This is a genomic window from Cricetibacter osteomyelitidis (assembly GCF_004340985.1).
Taxonomy (GTDB): domain Bacteria; phylum Pseudomonadota; class Gammaproteobacteria; order Enterobacterales; family Pasteurellaceae; genus Cricetibacter; species Cricetibacter osteomyelitidis.
Map to the genome: position 1 here is coordinate 1 of NZ_SLYB01000004.1, position 19,212 is coordinate 19,212.

A 19,212-nucleotide genomic window follows, 5' to 3' on the forward strand; every position below is an offset into this window, starting at 1 on the left:
GTGGTTATCTGAAAGGGAATATCAAGAGAAAGGTGAAAAAAGTAAAAAGATAAACCCACTTTTATCAAATTATTTTGAAAAGGTGGGTTTGTCAGCGGTCTGAAAAACGGCATCATTTGATGCCGTTTTTTTATCTTATAACAAATTATTTTTGTTTTGTCGGACGTTCCCAACCACTGATATGTCGTTGTGGTACGCGGGTAATCACTAATTCATCCGCCCGCACATCTTTGGTAATCGTCGAACCGGCACCGATTGTCGCACCATTTTCGACCGTTACCGGTGCTACAAGTTGGGTATCAGATCCCACAAATACATTATCGCCGATCACGGTTTTGAATTTATTGGCACCGTCGTAATTACAAGTAATCACGCCCGCACCGATATTGCAGTTGCTACCGATTTCCGCATCGCCCACATAGGTCAAGTGATTGACTTTAGAACCTTTGCCTACCACGGCTTTTTTAATTTCTACGAAGTTACCCACATGGGTTTCTGCCGCTAATTCTGCCCCCGGACGTAAACGGGAGAACGGGCCGATAAGCGCTTTTTCGCCGACGATAGCATCTTCAATCACGGAATAAGGCTTGATTTCTACACCATCCCCGATCTCGCAGTTTTTCAGTACGCAACCTGTACCGATTTTCACTTGATTTCCTAACCGCACTTTTCCTTCAATAATCACGTTTACATCAATTTCAACATCCTTGCCGTGGGTTAGTTCACCGCGTAAATCAAAACGTGCAGGATCAATTAAAGTAACGCCTGCTAACAATAATTTTTCGGCTTGTTTGGTTTGGTAAAAACGCTCTAAATTTGCTAATTGCAAGCGATTGTTCGCCCCTTCCACTTCCATAAATTCGGTAGCTTGCACCGCACTGACTTTAAAACCGTCCCGATTCGCCAAGCCGATAACATCCGTCATATAATATTCGCCTTGTGCGTTGTTATTATCCAAACGACCAAGCCATTTTTTTAAACTCGCACCGTCCGACACCATAACGCCGCTGTTCACTTCGGTAATTTTTAATTGGTCAGGGTTTGCATCTTTTTGTTCTACAATGCCAACCACGGCACCATTTTCACGCAAAATACGACCATAACCCGTCGGATTGTCTAAATTCACCGTTAATAACGCAATGCCGTTTTCCGGTTTTGTCGCAATTAATTTTTCCAAAGTTTCTTTGGTAATGAGCGGAGTATCACCATACAACATCACGATATTTTCATCATCTTTGAAAAACGGTGCGGCTTGTTGCATTGCATGCCCTGTACCTAACTGTTCCGCTTGGAACACCCAGTTCACCGGTTCATCTTTTAAACGCTGTTGCAATAATTCCGCTCCGTGTCCGTAAATCAGATGAATATTGGTGGCGTTCAAAGATTTCGCCGTGTCAATCACGTGTTTAACCATGGGTTTTCCTGCAATATTGTGCAATACTTTCGGTAAATCGGAATACATCCGCGTGCCTTTGCCTGCCGCTAAAATTACTACACTTAAATTTTTGTTTGTCATAATTTTTCTCATTGTTTTAAAAAATATTGTTGATTATAAACTGCTCCCAAACGGATTCTACGGAAATTTCCGCCATTGAATCCGCTTTCAAATGAATTTGATGTTTACCATAAGTGCCCACTAATCGCGGATCTGTCGCGCCGTATAAAGTAATATTCGGTTTATCCAAGGCTGCGGTTAAATGTGCCATTCCCGTATCTACCGACACCACCGCTTTGCTTTGTGCAATTTGTTGAGCCAGTTCGCTAATGTTCATTAGCGGCAAGATCACCGCATTATCCAACTCTTTGACAATCATTTCCGCTCTTTGTTTCTCGCTGTCCGAATACCAAGGCACTCGCACTTGTACGCCAAGTGCGGTAAGTTTTTCCGCTAATTTTCGCCAATGATCGTCCGACCAAAATTTATCGGTTCTAGTGGTTCCATGAAAAAATAATACAAAATGTACATTATTATTTAGAACATTTTTTTCTATTTGAAAATGCTCGGCGATACCATAATTCCCTTGGATTTGTGGTAACGGATAATTCAATGCTTGGGCAAATAGTTGACGAACCCGTTCAACGGCGTGTTGTTGGTAGCTAATGGCATATTTTTTGTCATACCACCAAGCGGCCCAAGGTTCACGAATGGAATGTTTATCGTAGCCGTGTTTCACTCCTTGAGCCAAACGGGTGGCAAAAAAGGCACTTTTGATTAAGCCTTGTGCATCAATCACTGCATCATATTGATTTTGTTGTAATAAAGTGCGGTAGGTTTTCCATTCATTTCTGGTTTGAGCGGAAAAAGGCGATTTCCGCCAACGGCGTAACGCAATAGGAATAATTTGATTCACTGCGAGATGCCAAAGGGGAATTTCCGCAAAATACGGTTCCACCACCCAATCTACTTGCAAATCAGGTATCGCTTGCTGAGCATCGGTCAGTGCAGGCAGTGTATGCAGTACATCGCCCATTGATGAAGTTTTAATCAGGCAGATTTTCATTATTACTTATTATGTCAAAAGTGCGGTCACAAAAACTTTAGTTTTTGAACATTGCTTTAGCAATGACCCCGAAGGGATAAACAACGCTGTCAAAGGATTGTGAATAATTCCTGCAATACTTTTTCCGGTTGAATATCGATCAAACTTTGGTGATAGCCTTCACTGCTATCCGTGCCTCTGCGGATTTTAATCAGTCCGCCTTCGATTAGGCGGATAATCACCGCTTTATCGGATAACGGCGGGGTATATTGCGGGCTGGTCGGGCCGTATAATGCCACCAGCGGACGACCTAATGCCGCAGCAATGTGCATTAACCCGCTGTCATTACTGACAACTGCAGTACAATCGGCGATGAGATCAACCACTTGGTTTAACGTAGTTTGCCCTGATAGATTAGTGCAGTATGGCTGTAAATTTTCCGGCAGACTTAAACGAATTTGCTCGCCCGTTTCATTATCTTTTTGCGAACCGAATAACCGTACAGCATAACCTTGAGTAATCAATATTTCAGCCAATTTAGCATAATGATAATGGGGCCAGCGTTTTGCCGGACCAAATTCCGCACCGGAGCAAAAGCCAATGGCCGGACGATTTTCCGCTAATAGTAGCTGTTTAGCAAAGGCTTGTTTGGTTTCAGCAATATCATTCGCATTGGTGGTAAAATAAGGTGTAGGGATCGCTAAATCTTCGGCATTCGGCACCGCACTTTTTTCATAACCCAGTGCCGCATAGCGTTGTACCATCATCGGATAATCCGCTTTATTGCTGCGCAAATCATTGAGCAGAAAATAACGGCTTTCCCCTTTCCAACCGCGACGTACAGGAATTTTGGCAAATAACGGGATAAATGCAGATTTCAATGAATTAGGCAGTACAATCGCCATATCATATTGATTACGCAGCGATTTACCGAGTTTATAACGTTCACCCAAGGCAAAAGAACCGTGACCAATGGGCATTGTAATTGCCTGACGGACTTCCAACATCCGTTCCAATAAAGGCTTACACCAATTCGGTGCCATTACATCAATATGGCAGTCGGGATATTGCTGTTTCAGAGTTTGATATAAACTGTGCGACATCATCATATCGCCAACCCAAGACGGACCAATCACTAAAATATTCATAAAATTGCCTGTTTAATTAAACACTATTGAAATTAAAAGAAAGTGCGGTAAAAATCACCGCACTTTCCTGAAACGTATTGAAATCAAAAATCTTTATTCAACCACGCCATATATTCCGCGACACCTTCCGCAACGGTTTTAAACGGCTTGTCATAACCCGCCGCACGCAACTTGGTTAAATTCGCTTGAGTGTATTCCTGATAACGGGCTTTTAAATGTTGCGGGAACGGAATGGTTTCAATATGACCTTTACCGTGGAAATTGACCACTGCTTTTGCCACTTCTTCAAAGGACTCCGCTTTGCCTGTGCCACAGTTATAAATTCCGGAAATGCCGTTTTTCCACGCCCATAAATTCACTTGCGCCACATCGCCGACATAAACAAAATCACGTAGGAAATGTTCACTGCCGGCAAATAATTTCGGATTCTCGCCTTTTAAAATCTGATTATTTAAATGAAACGCCACGCTTGCCATTGAGCCTTTATGCTGTTCACGCGGACCATACACATTGAAATATTTGAAACCGCAAATCGGTGATTTGGCGTGCGGTAAAATTTCACGCACATATTGATCAAATAAGAATTTGGAATAGCCATAGACATTTAACGGGCCTTCAAACTGACGCTCTTCCACAAACTCGGTTTTATCCCCATAAGTGGCCGCACTGGATGCGTAGAAAAACGGAATTTCACGATCTAAACAATAATGCAATAACTCTTTGGAATATTCGTAGTTATTTTGCATAATATATTTACCGTCCCACTCGGTCGTCGCCGAACAAGCTCCTTGATGGAACACCGCATCAATATGACCAAAATCATCACCGGCAATAATGGATGCAATAAAATCTTCTTTATCGCAATAATCCGCAATATCCAAATCCACTAAGTTAATGAATTTCGTACCGTCTTTGAGATTATCCACCACTAAAATATCTTTGCGCCCCATTTCATTTAAGGCCTTGACGATATTACTACCGATAAACCCTGCACCGCCTGTTACAATAATCATAGTTGTATCCTTTTCAATAAATAGATTTTGTTTATTGTAATGGATTTTAGCTGTTATGTGTATCGCAAATTTTTATCGATAAATGTACAATAGTCTTCACGCAATCAATAATCAAGGAATAATATAATGAATACACCGTTGCCCATTAGTGTCACAATGTTGGTAAAAAATGCCGAGCGTTATTTGTCTCGTAGTTTGGTATCATTGCAGGATTTTGCGGAAATTATTGTGTTGGATAACGGATCGACGGATGCTACTTTGGAGATTGCAAAAACCTTTACCAATGTAAAAATTCATTATCATCCTTTTATCGGTTTTGGACCGATGAAAAATCTAGCTGCGAAATTTGCAACTCATGAATGGGTAATTAATGTAGATAGTGATGAAGTGTTTTCCGAAGAACTAGTCGATGAAATCCGTCATCTTGATTTATCTCAACATAATAAAGTTTATGCCATTTCTCGCTTAAATCATTATCGCGGCCGATTAATTAAAACTTGCGGTTGGTATCCTGACTACGTGTTGCGTTTATACCATAAAAGTGCGGTAAAATTTAACGATAAACAGGTACACGAATCCTTAATATTATCGGATAACATTGAAGTCACCCGCCTAAATAATACCTTTTTGCATTATTCCTTCGACGGCGCGGAAGGCTTGATCAATAAAATGCAGCAATACACGACTTTATTTGCACAACAACAAAAATTCCGCAAAAAAGCTTCGGTATTTTCTGCTATTACCCATGGCATGTCTGCCTTTTTCAAAAATTATTTCTTAAAACGCGGGGTGCTTTCAGGAGCAGACGGTTTTGTGATTTCGTTTGCCAATGCTTGCGGTTCTTATTACAAATACATTAAATTGGCGGAAGCAAACCAAACATTGACAACCGCTTTAATTATCACCACTTATAATCGTCCTGATGCCTTGGAAGCAGTGTTGACATCCGTATTGGCGCAAAAAGTATTTCCACAAGAAGTGATTATTGCCGATGACGGTTCCACCGCTGAAACCAAACAAGTCATCGAACGTTTTTGCCAACAAGATTTGCCTTTTAAAGTCAAACATGCCTGGCAGCCGGACAACGGTTTTCGATTGGCAGAATCCCGCAATCGAGCCTTAGCTATGGCGAAGTCTGATTATATTGTGATTATTGACGGTGATATGGTGTTGCACCCGTTATTTATTGCAGACCATAAAAAAGCAGCCCGCAAAGGCTTATTTGTGCAAGCTAGCAGAGTTATTTTAACACCGGAAAAAACTGATGCACTTCTTGCCGAACCCGGTACTTATCACTATTTATATTGGTATGAAAAAGGCCTAGAAAAACGCCTGGAAAAACGCTTGTCCGCATTACATATCCCACTCTTAAGTGCGGTCATTTTTTCCAAAGAAATGAAACATAAATATAACGCTATCCGCGGTTGCAACATGGCATTTTTCCGTGAAGATGCACTTGCAATTAACGGCTTTAATAGTGATTTTGTTGGTTGGGGGCGTGAAGACAGCGAATTTGTCGCTCGTTTTTATAATAACGGCGGTAAACGAGCCAACCTTAAATTTGCTGCAATAGCCTATCATCTTTATCATCATGAAGCCGAACGCGATGCCCTGCCTGAAAATGACAAATTACTTAAACAGGCTGTGGAAGAAAAGTTAATCTGTTGTAACAATGGCGTACAACAAATTATTAATAAAAATGGAGATTTTAATGTCAAATAATAAAGATGTTACCGTTGTAATCACCAGTGCCGGACGTTTTGATTTATTGGAAGAAACATTAGACAGCTTTTTTGCTTATAACACTTACCCGATTCATAAAATTATTATCACGGAGGATAGTAATGAGGGTAATAAATTAACAAAACTGGTTGCAAAATATAAAGATCAAAACTTTCAACTGATCATTAATAATCAACGTTTGGGGCAATTAAGATCCATTGATAAAGCCTATAAAGAAGTGGATACAACATATATTTTCCATTGTGAAGACGATTGGCATTTCTTTGCAAAAGGTTTTATTGAAAAATCATTAGATTTATTAGAAGAAGATAAAAATATTCTTATCGTAGGATTACGCCCTAAATCGGACTATGGTACGGATTTCTTTACTGAACAGGATTATATTTCGCAGCAACAAGAACATTTTTATCAGGCTAAAAATGAAGTATTTACCTTTAATCCGGGATTACGTCGAAAATCGGATATGGCATTATTTGGTTTATATGAGCCTTTGGCCAACCAACCATTTGAAAAAGTCTTATCGGATTTTTATCAAGAAAAAGGATTTGCAATGGTATTTTTGAAAGAACCCGCTGTAATGCATATCGGTGATAAACGGCGAGTGCATTTTAGTAAGAAAAATAAAAACACAATGCTTAAGTTAAAACTTGATCAATTAATGAAACGCATTAAAGTCAAACTGTTAAATTTATTCAAATAACAAAAAAGCGATCTTCGTGATCGCTTTTATCTATCTCGTCCCATACACCACGATAGTTTTACCATGTGCCGAAATCAAATGCTGATCTTCCAGCATTTTTAAAATTCGTCCGACGGTTTCTCTGGAACACCCGACCATTTGTCCGATTTCTTGACGGGTGATTTTAATTTGCATACCTTCCGGATGAGTCATAGCTTCCGGCTGTTGAGCCAAGTGCATTAATGTTTGAGCAATACGGCCTGCAACATCAAGGAAAGCCAAATTGGTCACCTGTTTTGAGGTATTTTGTAAACGATTGGCTAATTGTGCGGTTAAATACATCAAAATTTCAGGGTTAATTTGAATAAGTTGCTTAAATTTCTTATAAGAAACCTCCGCCACTTCGCAAGAAGTTTTCGCCTTCACCCAAGCGGTACGTTTAGTTTCTTCAAATAAACCGATTTCACCGAAGAAATCCCCTTGATTAAGGTAAGATAAAATCATTTCCTTGCCTTCATCATCTTTAATTAATACGGTTACGGAACCTTTGATCAAATAATAAAGGGTATCCGCTTTTTCACCGGCATAAATTAATGTCGTTTTCGGTGGGTATTTATGAATATGGCAATGTGATAAGAACCAATCCAAAGTCGGATCCGGTGCTTGTGCCGCTGTGCTTTGTGTTTGTAGTCCTTGTTCTTCCATATCCATAATCCATTCCTTAAAACGTTATTTTAAGAATTCATCTTTACTTTTAAGATCTATTGATTCGTGTAATTCAGACCAAACGATCACCACACGTCCTTGCTTAATACCATCCAACAATTGTTGACGCTTTTCCGTTAAGCTATATTCTTCCACACCATAATCTGTACCTTCTCGTAAGATAAAAGAATCCACAATGTTGATCAAGGTTTCCTGTTCTAAATCCTGCCACGGAATAAGCATTCTTTTTTACCTTAAATTTAAACTTTTTGCAACTATTACCGTTATATAAATAGCGGCTCGATAAACCGCCATTGCTGCTCAAAGCCCTGAGAAGCGGAAACGCGGAAGTTTGAACGAACATAACGCATAAACTGCCCTTCGCAGATAGTCACTAAATGAGCGGCAATAACGCGTTCTTCCACTGCAAAAGCTTTACCTTCACGTAATTTCCGCATTTGCAGAATATTGATAAACTGCATTTCCAAGCGATCAAAAAATTGCCCGACCCGCGTTCTTAAAGCCGCATCTTCAAACATTAAAGCATGACCAGTCAACACGCGGGTTAAACCCGGATTTTTACGGGCAAAATCCAACACCATTTGCATAATATCCCGCACTCGGTTTTGCGTGTTGGTTTCCATTTTCATAGAATGATTGATACGGGTAAATAAATTGGCTTCAATAGTATCAATCAAAGCTTCGAACATTTTGGTTTTGCTGGGAAAATAGCGATATAACGCCGCTTCGGAAACGCCCACCGCTTCCGCCAAACGTGCCGTCGTAGCGCGTTCCATTCCCCGCTCGGAATGCAACATATGAGCCAACACCGTCAACACCTGTTGTTGACGTTCTTTTTTGCTGCGTTTTTCAATGGGTTTGCTCGGATTGACAGCTTGATTAATGACTTGTTTATCAGACATAGTAACTAATTATTGTTTTCCCGAATGACCAAAACCGCCTTCACCTCGTTCGGTAGCAGTAAATTCTTCTACAATATTAAATTCGGCTTGCACCACCGGCACAAACACTAATTGTGCGATACGATCACCCACTTCTACTTTAAATGCCGTATCACTGCGATTCCACATAGAAACCATTAACGGACCTTGATAATCAGAATCGATTAAGCCTACTAAATTACCTAACACAATACCGTGTTTATGACCTAAACCGGAACGGGGTAAAATCACTGCGGCCAAATTCGGATCGGCAATATAAATAGATAAACCGGTAGGAATTAATTTGGTTTCTCCCGGTTGTAATTCAAAAGATTCATCAATTAAAGCCCGTAAATCCAAGCCGGCAGAACCATTCGTGGCATAAGCGGGCAGCGGGAAATCCGTACCGATACGGTGGTCTAAAATTTTAACATCAATTTTTTTCATTTTTATACTCGTTATATTGTTTTACGATTTCAGTAACCAGTTGTTTACCTAATAAATTTTTATCGTTAAGCGATAAATGTTTACTACCGTTTTGCCAAAACAGCTGTAATGCATTCTGGTCGGCATTCATCCCTTGTGTTGCAGATGATACATCATTTGCGCAGATTAAATCTAAATTTTTACGCACCAATTTGTCTTTAGCATATTGTTCCAGATGCTGTGTTTCGGCGGCAAACCCTACGGTAAACGGCCTATGTTGTGACAAATGGCCGATATCCGCAATAATATCGGGATTTTTCACTAAGGTAAGATTGATCTCATCACCGGATTTTTTCATTTTTTGTTCGGCAATTTCAGCCACACGATAATCTGCCACAGCGGCACAGCCGATAAAAATCTGATTTTTCACCGCACTTTCAAGTGCTGCCTGCCACATATCCTGTGCGGAAATCACATTGATTCGCTTCACCTTTTGCGGTGTTGCTAAATTGACCGGTCCGGCAATCAGCGTTACATTCGCACCACGTTCCGCAAAGGCTCCTGCAATGGCAAAGCCCATTTTGCCTGAACTATGATTGGAAATATAACGCACAGGATCAATGGCTTCGCGGGTCGGCCCCGCTGTGATCGCCACATTTAAACCGATTAAATCCTGCGATTGGGTGAAATAATCAGAAAGTGCGGTAAAAATTTCCGCCGGTTCCGCCATTCTGCCCGCCCCAACATCGCCGCAGGCTTGTTCACCAGAATTAGGGCCGATAGTCAACATTCCACGGGCTTTTAATGCCGCTAAATTTTGCTGAGTGACAGACTGACGATACATTTGCTGATTCATTGCGGGTGCCAATAAAATCGGTGATGCAGTCGCAAGGCAAATGGTCGAAAGTAAATCATTGGCCATTCCCGCATTAAGACGGGCGATAAAATCCGCTGTTGCCGGAGCAACCACCAACATATCCGCCCATTTTGCCAATTCGATATGTCCCATCCCTAATTCTGCCTGGGTATCCAGTAAAGTTTCCGACACGGCATTACCTGAAATCGCTTGCAAAGTTAGCGGTGTGACAAATTCTTTGCCGGCAGGTGTCAACACGACTCGCACTTCCGCACCGCTTTTACGCAGCAAACGGATCAGTTCAATGGTTTTATAGGCCGCAATACCACCGGTTATACCCACGACAATTCGTTTTCCTTGCATTGTTATTTCTCGCCAGTCCAATCAAAAGTGCGGTTATTTTACTGTAATTTTGTGCAATAAAAAATGGATTTTTGTGATCCCACTTCCAAAAACAAACAAAATTCATACCGCACTTTAGGAAAATAACATGACATTAAAAATAATAGAGAGCGCACTCTCTCCGCTCAAAGGAGAAAATCTGACAAGGAAATTTATCATGGAACAAACTGAATTAATGCCCCGGGAGAAATTACTCCGATATGGTGCAGAAGCCTTAACCGATCAGGAGCTCTTAGCAATCTTTTTACGCACGGGAATTAAAAATTGCCCTGTTATGCAACTCTCGCAACAAGTGCTCGACGCCTTTGGTTCACTGCGGGCATTACTTTCTGCGGATCAACAACAATTCTGTGCTGTGAAAGGGATCGGCATTACACAATTTATTCAATTACAGGCATGTACGGAAATGACTAAACGTTATTTGGCACAACAAATAAAAATGGTTCATCTGTTTAACAGTCCGGAAGTGGTGCGTTTATATTTACAAACCGAATTGGAGCAGCGTGAACGAGAAATATTTATGGTGTTATTTTTAGATAATCAGCACCGTCTAATCAAACAAGAAGAAATGTTTTTAGGAACGGTTAACGTTGCCTCCGTACATCCTCGAGAAATTGTGAAAACGGCTCTCTATTGTAATGCCGCAGCCGTGATTTTAGCACATAACCATCCTTCCGGTGTTTCCAAACCCAGCAGTTCGGATCATGCAATAACTCAAAAGATCAAACAGGCCTGTAAATTGATCGATGTGCGGATTTTGGATCATTTTATCATCGGAAAAGGCGAATATTTCTCTTTTTCAGAGAACGATTGTCTATAAATTAACAATTAAATTGATTTTTTACTTGAGTCAAACGGACAAAATCAGTATAATTTGCGACCTTTACTATAGATAATAGTTGCGGGTCGGGTGAATGCCTGACGAGGTGTCGATAAGTGTTGAGCCTTTCGATAGCCCGAACCGCGAAGCTCGAGCGAGGGCTACGCCCTTTATATTAATTATTGGAGAATAAAAAATGTCTAGAGTCTGTCAAGTAACAGGCAAGCGTCCGGCAGTTGGTAACAACCGTTCGCACGCATTGAATGCGACTCGTCGTCGCTTTTTACCGAACCTTCACACTCACCGTTTCTGGGTTGAAAGTGAAAACCGTTTCGTAACTTTACGCTTAACTGCGAAAGGTATGCGTATTATCGATAAAAAAGGCATCGATGCAGTTTTAGCTGATATCCGTGCTCGTGGCGATAAAATCTAAGGAGCTAACAAATGGCAGCAAAAGGTGCTCGTGAGAAAATCCGTTTAGTTTCTACTGCAGAAACCGGTCACTTCTACACAACTGATAAAAACAAACGTAATATGCCTGAAAAAATGGAAATCAAAAAATTTGATCCGGTAGTGCGTAAACACGTTATCTATAAAGAAGCAAAAATCAAATAATTTGATTTTGAGCAGATTAAAGAAACCCGATGATTGTCGGGTTTTTTATTATCAAACAGAAAAATTTTCCAAAAATAAACCGCACTTTTAAGCTATCAGTTAAAAGTGCGGTTTATTTTTTTAAAATTTTATTATTTATCTTCAAGTTGTGGTACAACGCTGTCTTTCGCCGTTGTAATCAAGCCCGCTTGTGAGTACACGCCAAGTTTGTGACGGGTATCTACAATATCCAAGTTACGCATGGTTAATTGACCGATACGGTCTATTGGATCGAACGGTGCGTCTTCTACTTTTTCCATACTCAAACGCTCCGCAGCATAAGTTAAGTTTGGTGATTCGGTGTTTAAGATAGAATAATCATTACCGCGACGTAATTCTAAGGTTACTTCGCCGGTAATGGCTTTCGCTACCCAGCGTTGTGTTGATTCGCGCAACATTAACGCTTGCGGATCAAACCAACGGCCTTGGTATAATAAACGACCTAAACGCAAACCGTTGATGCGGTATTGTTCGATAGTATCTTCGTTGTGGATACCTGTCACTAAGCGTTCATAAGCGATATGGAACAACGCCATTCCCGGTGCTTCATAGATACCACGGGATTTCGCTTCGATGATACGATTTTCGATTTGATCGGACATTCCTAAGCCATGGCGGCCGCCGATACGGTTGGCTTCAAGGAACAGTTCCACTTGATCGCTGAAAACTTTGCCGTTTAATGCCACCGGTACGCCTTCTTCAAAACGTACGGTCACCACTTCCGGTTTGATTTCAACGCTTTCGTCCCAGAATGCAACGCCCATAATCGGTTTCACGATTTTGATGCCGGTGCTGAGTTCTTCCAAATCTTTCGCTTCGTGGGTTGCACCTAACATATTTGAATCGGTTGAGTAGGCTTTTTCTACGGACATTTTGTAGTCAAAACCGTTGGCGATTAAAAATTGCGACATTTCAAAACGCCCGCCCAATTCATCAATAAATTGATCGTCCAACCAAGGTTTGTAGATTTTAAGTGCCGGATTGGTTAATAAACCGTAACGATAAAAACGCTCGATATCGTTACCTTTAAAGGTTGAACCGTCGCCCCAGATATTTACATCATCTTCTTTCATGGCGGCAACCAGCATTGTACCGGTCACAGCGCGACCCAATGGCGTGGTGTTGAAATAAGTTACACCGCCGGTAGAAATATGGAACGCACCGCATTGAATGGCCGCGATACCTTCATGTGCCAATTGTTTGCGGCAATCAATTAAACGGGCATTTTCCGCACCGTATTCCATTGCTTTACGCGGAATCGCATTGTAATCGTCCTCATCCGGTTGACCTAAATTTGCGGTGTACGCATAAGGCACGGCACCTTTTTGACGCATCCATAATAATGCCGCACTGGTATCCAAACCGCCTGAAAATGCGATACCTACTTTTTGACCTTTCGGCAGATGTTGTAAAATAGTGTTTGACATAGTAGATCCTATAGTAATCGTTTGCATAAAATCGCTCTATTATCGGTGAAAACTCGTAAAAAGTCCACCGCACTTATGATTTAGTTTGTCTATTTTATTGTTGGTAGCATCGAATCCGGATCAGGATATTGATAAACAAAATCCAATTCCTGAGCGATTTTATCTCCTAAGATTACTCGTTGCGGATCTTGCGGGGAGCAGATAAAGTGCGGTGGGTTTACGCCGAGTTTTTCGGCTGTGCGGGTGTAATAATCCGCACGGATCGGGTGTTCGGCGGCAACCAAATGATATAACCGCTTACCGCTTGGGGTTTCCAGCAACACTTCCACCGCTCGGATCACATCATCAATATGCACTAAATTCACCGGCTGATTACCCAGCGAAATATCGGTTTTGCCTGCCAGAGAATGAATGGGGTGGCGGTCTTGGCCGATTAATCCGCCTAAACGCAGAATATCGCAGTCGATATCCGCCAATTGTTGCAGCCATTGTTCGGTTTCATATAAGGCTTTTGCGGTTTCACCTTGGGGAACGGGAATGGATTTTTCATCAAACCGCCCGCTGACTTGGGCAAACACCGATGTGGAACTGATAAAAATCAAATGATTAATATTGTGCAGCAAGGCTTCTTTTACCACATTTTCCACACCGGCTTTATATTGCCGGGCATCAAAGAAATATTGGCTGGGTGGAATATTGATCACTAAAGCATCCACATCAAACAATACGGCCAAATCATCGGGATCCGCATTAATTTCCGGTGTAAGTTCAAGGTGATAGGTTTCCAATCGCAGCAACCGCATTTGTTCCACACCCTCATGCGTGCGTTTGCTGCCTTTTACATCCCAACCCGCATGTTGCAAAAGCCGGGCCATCGGCAAGCCAAGCCAACCTAATCCCACAACTGCCACTGATTTCATTTTAAATAGTCCTTTTTAACTTTCACCTAGGGCGAAACCCACGGATTTTTGTTCACCAATTTAAATTTCTCTTAGTTTTCACTGCTCTTTGATACCAACCACGCGCAAGGTGTAAATCTGTCACCATATAATTCCACGTGGCGGTTTAATTCTGCCACGATATTTTTCGCACCTATTTGTTCGATATAGGCATATATGCCACCGCGGAAATCCGGGAAAAACGCACCTAATACGGAGGCTACGTTACCTTCATCGATGTTGCGGATCACGTTATCCTGCAAGCAATAAGCGGCTTCGTTAATCATCATCAATACACAGCGGCGGGCCACTTGTTCGGCTTCTAAATCGTTGCGGGTGATGGTTTCCATAACGTGATAAATACTTTTATCCTCACCGCTGCGGATGTTATCTGCCGAATGATAAAGATAAAAACCGCGGCGATTTTTTGCACCTTTGCGATCATTTTCTGTCAATAACGCCACTTTATTCGGCAAAGCAAAACGGCTGCCGTGTGCCTGTACTAAATGGGGAATGGATTTCACCAATACATCTAAGCCCATTTCATCAATCATCGCCAATGGGCCAATACTGAAGCCGAATTCCTGCAAAGAGCGGTCGATAAATTCAATACTTTCACCGTCTTCAATACAGCGAATGGCTTCCAATAAATACGGCGTTAAAATCCGATTCACGAAAAAACCCGCTTTATCCGCCACTAAAAACGGAATCTTACCTTGCTGCATTGCAAAATGAATAGCGGTAGCAATGGTTTGTTCCGATGTGCCTTGCCCACCGTTAACGCCTAAGTGTGGTATGATTTCCAACATTTTTCGTTCTGTCACCGGGCTGAAATAATGTACACCGATCACGTTTTGCGGTCGTTGTGCCACGGAAGCGATTTCTGCGATAGACAGAGTCGAAGCATTGGTGGCAAAAACCGTATGTTCATCAAAAAACTGTTCGCTCTCCACCACCATTTGTTGTTTCAGGCGCAAATCTTCATACACCGCTTCGATGACGAAATCTGCTTTGGTATTGCCAATAAAGCGTTCACCGCCGGAAATCAACTGCATTTGCTGGCGCATTTTACCGATAGATAAAGTGCCGTCCGCCACTTCTTTTTGCAGCAGTTCATAAGTGCGATGCAAAGCTTGTTGAATCCCCGCCGGGTGAATATCTTTAATCCGCACAGGAATATTAGCCCGATGAGCGGTGATATAGGCAATGCCCGCGCCGATAAAGCCGCTGCCTAAAATCGCTAAGCGGTTGACATCACGCACTTGGGAACGTTCACGATATTGCAGTTTCATCGCTCTGGCAGTTTGTTCTAAATGGCGTAACACCGCAGATTCTTTGGTAAAAAATAACTTGCTTAAACTTTCTCGCTCCGCTTTCAAACCTTCTTTTTCATCGGTGAGCTTGAGAATATTAATAATAGCTTGGATCGCTTCGTAGCTGCCAAAAGCTTTGTGGGAAATATTGCTTTCCTCAAAAGTCAGCACGCGGTTGCGGGTGTATTTGGAATATGCCAGCACATTTTTCACTTTGGTGAAGAATTTTTGATTTTGCTCTGCGGGCTTGTTGTGTGTTTGATTTTGCTGTTTTTTCAAATATAACAAGGCGGTATCTAACAACACTTCTTTGGCTACCACATCCTCCAACAAGCCTAATTGCAATGCCGTACGGGCGTTGATTTTATCGCCGGAAAGTAATAATGGTACGGCATCTTTTAAGCCGATTAATTGCGGTAAACGCTGCGTGCCGCCGGCAAAAGGCAATAGGCCTGATTTTACTTGCGGAATAGCAAATTTGGTGTTTTCATCTTGGCTTGCAATACGGGCTGTACAGGCTAATGCCAATTCCAAACCGATACCGTAGCAATCACCGTGGATCGCCGCCACCGTTGGGCATTTTAAGCCTTCAATTTCCCGCATTAATAACTGAACCTGCTCGGAAAATTCGGTAATTTGCACCGCACTTTTACCCTCCAAACAAGCTAAATCAAAGCCGCGAATAAAGTTATTCGGTTTATTGGAAAAGAATACCACGCCTTGATATTGCTGATAAATAATCGTGCCCAAGACCGCTCTTAATTCATCCGGAAAAAGTGCGGTGAATAAATTATAAGGTTTATTCGGCGTGTTGATATGCACAATGGCAATGTTATCCCGAACTTCTAAAGTAAAGGGCGAATGTTGTTCTGTCATTTGCTTACCCCTGATTATTCCGTTTCCAAAACCATTGCCGCACCTAAGCCGCCTAAACCGCTGCACGCCACTAAGCCCAGGCCGCCACCACGGCGTTGTAATTCAAATAAATTTTGAATCAGCACGCGAATGCCTGTTACCGCCCGCGGATTACCAATCCCTAAAGAACCGCCCAAAACGTTGAATTTATCCATATCAATGGCACCGATAGCCGATGTGCGATTAAGTTTCTCTCGGGCAAATTCATCGGATTCAAATAAACACAAATTCGCCAGCACCTGTGCCGCTGACGATTCGTGAAAATCAATTAAATTAATATCCTGCACGCTTACATCCGCACGTAATAATGCCAGTGATGAGGCGTAAGTCATGCCGCTGAGCATATTGTCCCACACATCGTTACCCGTCATAGCATAACTGCGAATATAGCCTAACGCCGTCAAGCCTTGTGCTTTTGCAATATCTTCCCGCATTAACATCACCGCTCCCGCACCATCACAGCCTTTGGATGTATTCCAGTCTGTTACTGAACCATATTTCTTATCCGCCACCGGTTGAAATTTTCCATAACGGGATGATTTTAATGACGTTTCAAACAGATTATCCGCCACCACAAAATTTTCATAAGGCGGCGGAAAGGAAATCATCACTTCATCGCGTAAATTGCCGTTGAGCCAAGCTTCACCGATTAAACGGTGAGAACGTGCGGTATATTCGTCTTGTTCCTGACGACTAATGCCGAAATTTTTTGCCATTTGTTCAGACACATCGGCAACGGACAAGTCGGTAATATAATCTTTTTGGCTGGTGGAATGCGGTTTAAGATCATCTAAGGAAAGCTGTTTCAACAATTCATATTTATTTTCCACGCCTTGTGCATTAAGAATATCTTTCAAACGTTGCATCATACGAGAATTCAAACTGATGGATGAATTAGAGACGGAATCCGCACCGCCTGCAATCCCTGCCGTCACCGAGCCGCTGACAATACTTGAAGTAAGATTGGCTACCGTTTGCAATCCGGTCACACAAGAACTGCTAATGGTATAAGCCTGAGTGTGAGCAAGTCCTAAGTTAATGGCGATACCACGGGAAATGTTTTGAATATCGGCGTGTTGAGTCACCTGCCCGAAAATCAACTGCTGAATTAAAGTGCGGTCGATTCCCACGCGATTTAGCAATTCATTGGTTACCATTGTGCCTAAATCAATGGCATAGGCATCTTTAAACCCTGTATCTTTTTGAGTAAAGGGCGTGCGTAATCCCGCTACAATCGCAATGCGTTGGCCTTGTGACGTGACTAAGTTTTGTTCTGTTGCCATTAAAAAATCCTTTCTTCATTTTATTGAAGATATTGTTAACCAGAGCCTATTTAAAGACAAGCAAATAATGCAGAAATTTGTACATTTCACGCGGATTAGGTACAATCACCCCCAATAATTAATCAGAAAAACAAATAATACAAAATGGCAAAGAAAAAAGTAAAAGCTGGCTCAAATACTATCGCACTCAACAAACGGGCAAGACACGACTATTTTATTGAAGACGAAATTGAAGCCGGCCTTGAATTACAAGGTTGGGAAGTGAAATCCATGCGGGCGGGTAAAGCCAATATCAGTGACAGTTATGTGATTTTTAAAAACGGTGAAGCCTACTTATTCGGGGCAATGATCACCCCGCTCAGCGTAGCGTCCACGCATATTGTCTGCGACCCGACCCGTACACGTAAGTTATTATTAAACAAAAGGGAATTAGATTCTTTATTTGGTAAAGCAAACCGCGATGGTTTCACCATTGTGGCCTTATCCCTTTATTGGAAACAGGCTTGGGCAAAAGTGAAAATCGGTTTGGTGAAAGGTAAAAAACAACACGATAAACGTGATGACATCAAAGAACAAGAATGGAAACGACAAAAAGAACGTATTATGAAAAATGCCGCTCGCGGATAAACTTGATTCTAAAACTTGCCCGAAAATGACCGCACTTTCGGGCTCTTTCTTTCAAAAGTTAAATACAATAATCCTCAAATTCCACGGCTTTATTTTGCATTAAGAATTGTTTGGTACGTTCTTGTTGTGGATTGCCAAAAAAGTTTTTTGCGGTATTTTTTTCCACCACTACTCCGCCGTCCATAAACAACACCGTATCCGCCACATCTTTGGCAAACTGCATTTCGTGAGTGACGATGATCATTGTCCAACCTTCCGCCGCCAACATTTTTAATACCTGCAACACTTCACCCACCCATTCGGGATCCAATGCGGATGTAGGTTCATCAAGTAAAATCAAATTCGGTTCCACCGCTAATGCCCGTGCAATACCTACCCGTTGTTGTTGACCGCCGGAAAGCTGGGAAGGATACAAATCCACTTTATCTTGCAAACCTACTTTTTTCAGTAATGCCAATGCTTTTTGGCAGGTTTGTCCGCGCTCTTTCTTTTGTACCACAATCGGCCCTTCCATCACATTTTCCAATGCGGTGCGATGGGGAAATAAATTATATTGCTGAAACACCATGGAAGAATGGCGACGTAATTGCAATTCTTTAGCTTTGCTGATTTTTTCGGAAAAATTCACTTCAAAGTTACTGTCAATAAAGCGAATTGTACCTTGATCAGGCTGTTCCAATAAATTTAAGCAACGTAAAAACGTGGTTTTACCGGAACCCGACGGCCCGAGAATCGCCACAACTTCACCTTTCCGAATGGAAAGATCAATGCCTTTCAACACTTCGTTACCTTTGAAATGTTTATGGATATTTTTAATTTCTAACATAAGCGGTTCCTACTAC

General features: G+C 41.8%; 20 protein-coding genes. 6 read left to right on the forward strand and 14 right to left on the reverse strand.

Annotation, left to right across the window (positions count from 1 at the left end; translation table 11 throughout):
- Positions 1-145: 145 nt before the first annotated feature.
- From glmU to rfaD, 4 genes are all read right to left on the reverse strand, one after another.
- Positions 146-1,516 carry a bifunctional UDP-N-acetylglucosamine diphosphorylase/glucosamine-1-phosphate N-acetyltransferase GlmU gene (gene glmU / locus EDC44_RS02700; RefSeq protein WP_131975134.1) on the reverse strand — a complete coding sequence of 457 codons (1,371 nt, stop codon included), beginning with the start codon at positions 1,514-1,516 and terminating at the stop codon, positions 146-148.
- Positions 1,517-1,532: 16 nt separating this feature from the next.
- Positions 1,533-2,501 (reverse strand): lipopolysaccharide heptosyltransferase RfaC, encoded by a 969-nt coding sequence (gene rfaC / locus EDC44_RS02705; protein ID WP_131975136.1) that lies wholly within the window; start codon positions 2,499-2,501, stop codon positions 1,533-1,535.
- A gap of 89 nt (positions 2,502-2,590) precedes the next feature.
- The gene (gene waaF, locus EDC44_RS02710) at positions 2,591-3,628 is read right to left on the reverse strand and encodes a lipopolysaccharide heptosyltransferase II (protein ID WP_131975138.1); all 1,038 of its coding nucleotides are present in this window, start codon (positions 3,626-3,628) and stop codon (positions 2,591-2,593) included.
- Positions 3,629-3,711: 83 nt separating this feature from the next.
- Positions 3,712-4,641: an ADP-glyceromanno-heptose 6-epimerase gene (gene rfaD / locus EDC44_RS02715; RefSeq protein WP_131975140.1), complete on the reverse strand. Its 930-nt coding sequence runs from the start codon at positions 4,639-4,641 to the stop codon at positions 3,712-3,714.
- A gap of 126 nt (positions 4,642-4,767) precedes the next feature.
- On the opposite strand from rfaD, the gene EDC44_RS02720 reads away from it, so the two are divergent.
- Together EDC44_RS02720 and EDC44_RS02725 are read left to right on the forward strand one after the other, a co-directional pair.
- On the forward strand, positions 4,768-6,363 hold the full coding sequence (locus EDC44_RS02720) for a glycosyltransferase family 2 protein (protein WP_131975142.1): 1,596 nt from the start codon (positions 4,768-4,770) through the stop codon (positions 6,361-6,363).
- Complete coding sequence (locus EDC44_RS02725) at positions 6,353-7,084, forward strand: glycosyltransferase (protein WP_131975144.1); 732 nt, start codon at positions 6,353-6,355, stop codon at positions 7,082-7,084. The genes EDC44_RS02720 and EDC44_RS02725 overlap by 11 nt, the downstream gene beginning before the upstream one ends.
- 30 nt (positions 7,085-7,114) lie before the next feature.
- On the opposite strand, the gene crp is transcribed toward EDC44_RS02725, so the two are convergent.
- The 5 genes from crp to coaBC are packed head-to-tail and all read right to left on the reverse strand — an operon-like array spanning position 7,115 to position 10,354.
- Positions 7,115-7,768, reverse strand: coding sequence for a cAMP-activated global transcriptional regulator CRP (gene crp / locus EDC44_RS02730; protein WP_131975375.1), 654 nt, complete (start codon positions 7,766-7,768; stop codon positions 7,115-7,117).
- A 24-nt stretch (positions 7,769-7,792) separates the two neighbouring features.
- A complete protein-coding gene (locus tag EDC44_RS02735) occupies positions 7,793-8,011 on the reverse strand; it encodes a YheU family protein (RefSeq protein ID WP_131975146.1) in 219 nt (72 codons plus the stop codon).
- A gap of 41 nt (positions 8,012-8,052) precedes the next feature.
- Positions 8,053-8,691 carry a nucleoid occlusion factor SlmA gene (gene slmA, locus EDC44_RS02740; protein WP_131975148.1) on the reverse strand — a complete coding sequence of 213 codons (639 nt, stop codon included), beginning with the start codon at positions 8,689-8,691 and terminating at the stop codon, positions 8,053-8,055.
- A gap of 9 nt (positions 8,692-8,700) precedes the next feature.
- Complete coding sequence (gene dut, locus EDC44_RS02745) at positions 8,701-9,156, reverse strand: dUTP diphosphatase (RefSeq protein ID WP_131975150.1); 456 nt, start codon at positions 9,154-9,156, stop codon at positions 8,701-8,703.
- Positions 9,143-10,354, reverse strand: a complete 1,212-nt coding sequence (gene coaBC, locus EDC44_RS02750) for a bifunctional phosphopantothenoylcysteine decarboxylase/phosphopantothenate--cysteine ligase CoaBC (protein ID WP_424276061.1) — start codon at positions 10,352-10,354, stop codon at positions 9,143-9,145. The genes dut and coaBC overlap by 14 nt, the downstream gene beginning before the upstream one ends.
- A gap of 196 nt (positions 10,355-10,550) precedes the next feature.
- On the opposite strand from coaBC, the gene radC reads away from it, so the two are divergent.
- The 3 genes from radC to rpmG all read left to right on the forward strand — a co-directional run bounded on the left by radC (position 10,551) and on the right by rpmG (position 11,828).
- Entirely contained in the window at positions 10,551-11,213 is a 663-nt protein-coding gene (gene radC / locus EDC44_RS02755) for a RadC family protein (RefSeq protein ID WP_243647885.1), read from the forward strand.
- A 196-nt stretch (positions 11,214-11,409) separates the two neighbouring features.
- Positions 11,410-11,646 carry a 50S ribosomal protein L28 gene (gene rpmB / locus EDC44_RS02760; protein ID WP_131975152.1) on the forward strand — a complete coding sequence of 79 codons (237 nt, stop codon included), beginning with the start codon at positions 11,410-11,412 and terminating at the stop codon, positions 11,644-11,646.
- An 11-nt stretch (positions 11,647-11,657) separates the two neighbouring features.
- On the forward strand, positions 11,658-11,828 hold the full coding sequence (gene rpmG / locus EDC44_RS02765) for a 50S ribosomal protein L33 (RefSeq protein WP_005613503.1): 171 nt from the start codon (positions 11,658-11,660) through the stop codon (positions 11,826-11,828).
- A 131-nt stretch (positions 11,829-11,959) separates the two neighbouring features.
- On the opposite strand, the gene argG is transcribed toward rpmG, so the two are convergent.
- The 4 genes from argG to EDC44_RS02785 form a co-directional block, all read right to left on the reverse strand.
- A complete protein-coding gene (gene argG, locus EDC44_RS02770) occupies positions 11,960-13,294 on the reverse strand; it encodes an argininosuccinate synthase (protein ID WP_131975154.1) in 1,335 nt (444 codons plus the stop codon).
- Between the two features lie 89 nt (positions 13,295-13,383).
- A complete protein-coding gene (locus tag EDC44_RS02775; RefSeq protein WP_131975156.1) occupies positions 13,384-14,214 on the reverse strand; it encodes an NAD(P)-binding domain-containing protein in 831 nt (276 codons plus the stop codon).
- A 71-nt stretch (positions 14,215-14,285) separates the two neighbouring features.
- Positions 14,286-16,421 carry a 3-hydroxyacyl-CoA dehydrogenase NAD-binding domain-containing protein gene (locus EDC44_RS02780; RefSeq protein ID WP_131975158.1) on the reverse strand — a complete coding sequence of 712 codons (2,136 nt, stop codon included), beginning with the start codon at positions 16,419-16,421 and terminating at the stop codon, positions 14,286-14,288.
- Positions 16,422-16,435: 14 nt separating this feature from the next.
- Positions 16,436-17,743 carry an acetyl-CoA C-acyltransferase gene (locus EDC44_RS02785; RefSeq protein WP_131975160.1) on the reverse strand — a complete coding sequence of 436 codons (1,308 nt, stop codon included), beginning with the start codon at positions 17,741-17,743 and terminating at the stop codon, positions 16,436-16,438.
- A gap of 144 nt (positions 17,744-17,887) precedes the next feature.
- On the opposite strand from EDC44_RS02785, the gene smpB reads away from it, so the two are divergent.
- Positions 17,888-18,370, forward strand: coding sequence for an SsrA-binding protein SmpB (gene smpB / locus EDC44_RS02790; protein WP_131975162.1), 483 nt, complete (start codon positions 17,888-17,890; stop codon positions 18,368-18,370).
- 58 nt (positions 18,371-18,428) lie between these two features.
- Here smpB and EDC44_RS02795 read toward each other — a convergent pair whose 3' ends face one another.
- Positions 18,429-19,196 (reverse strand): amino acid ABC transporter ATP-binding protein, encoded by a 768-nt coding sequence (locus EDC44_RS02795; RefSeq protein WP_131975164.1) that lies wholly within the window; start codon positions 19,194-19,196, stop codon positions 18,429-18,431.
- Between the last annotated feature and the right edge of the window lie 16 nt (positions 19,197-19,212).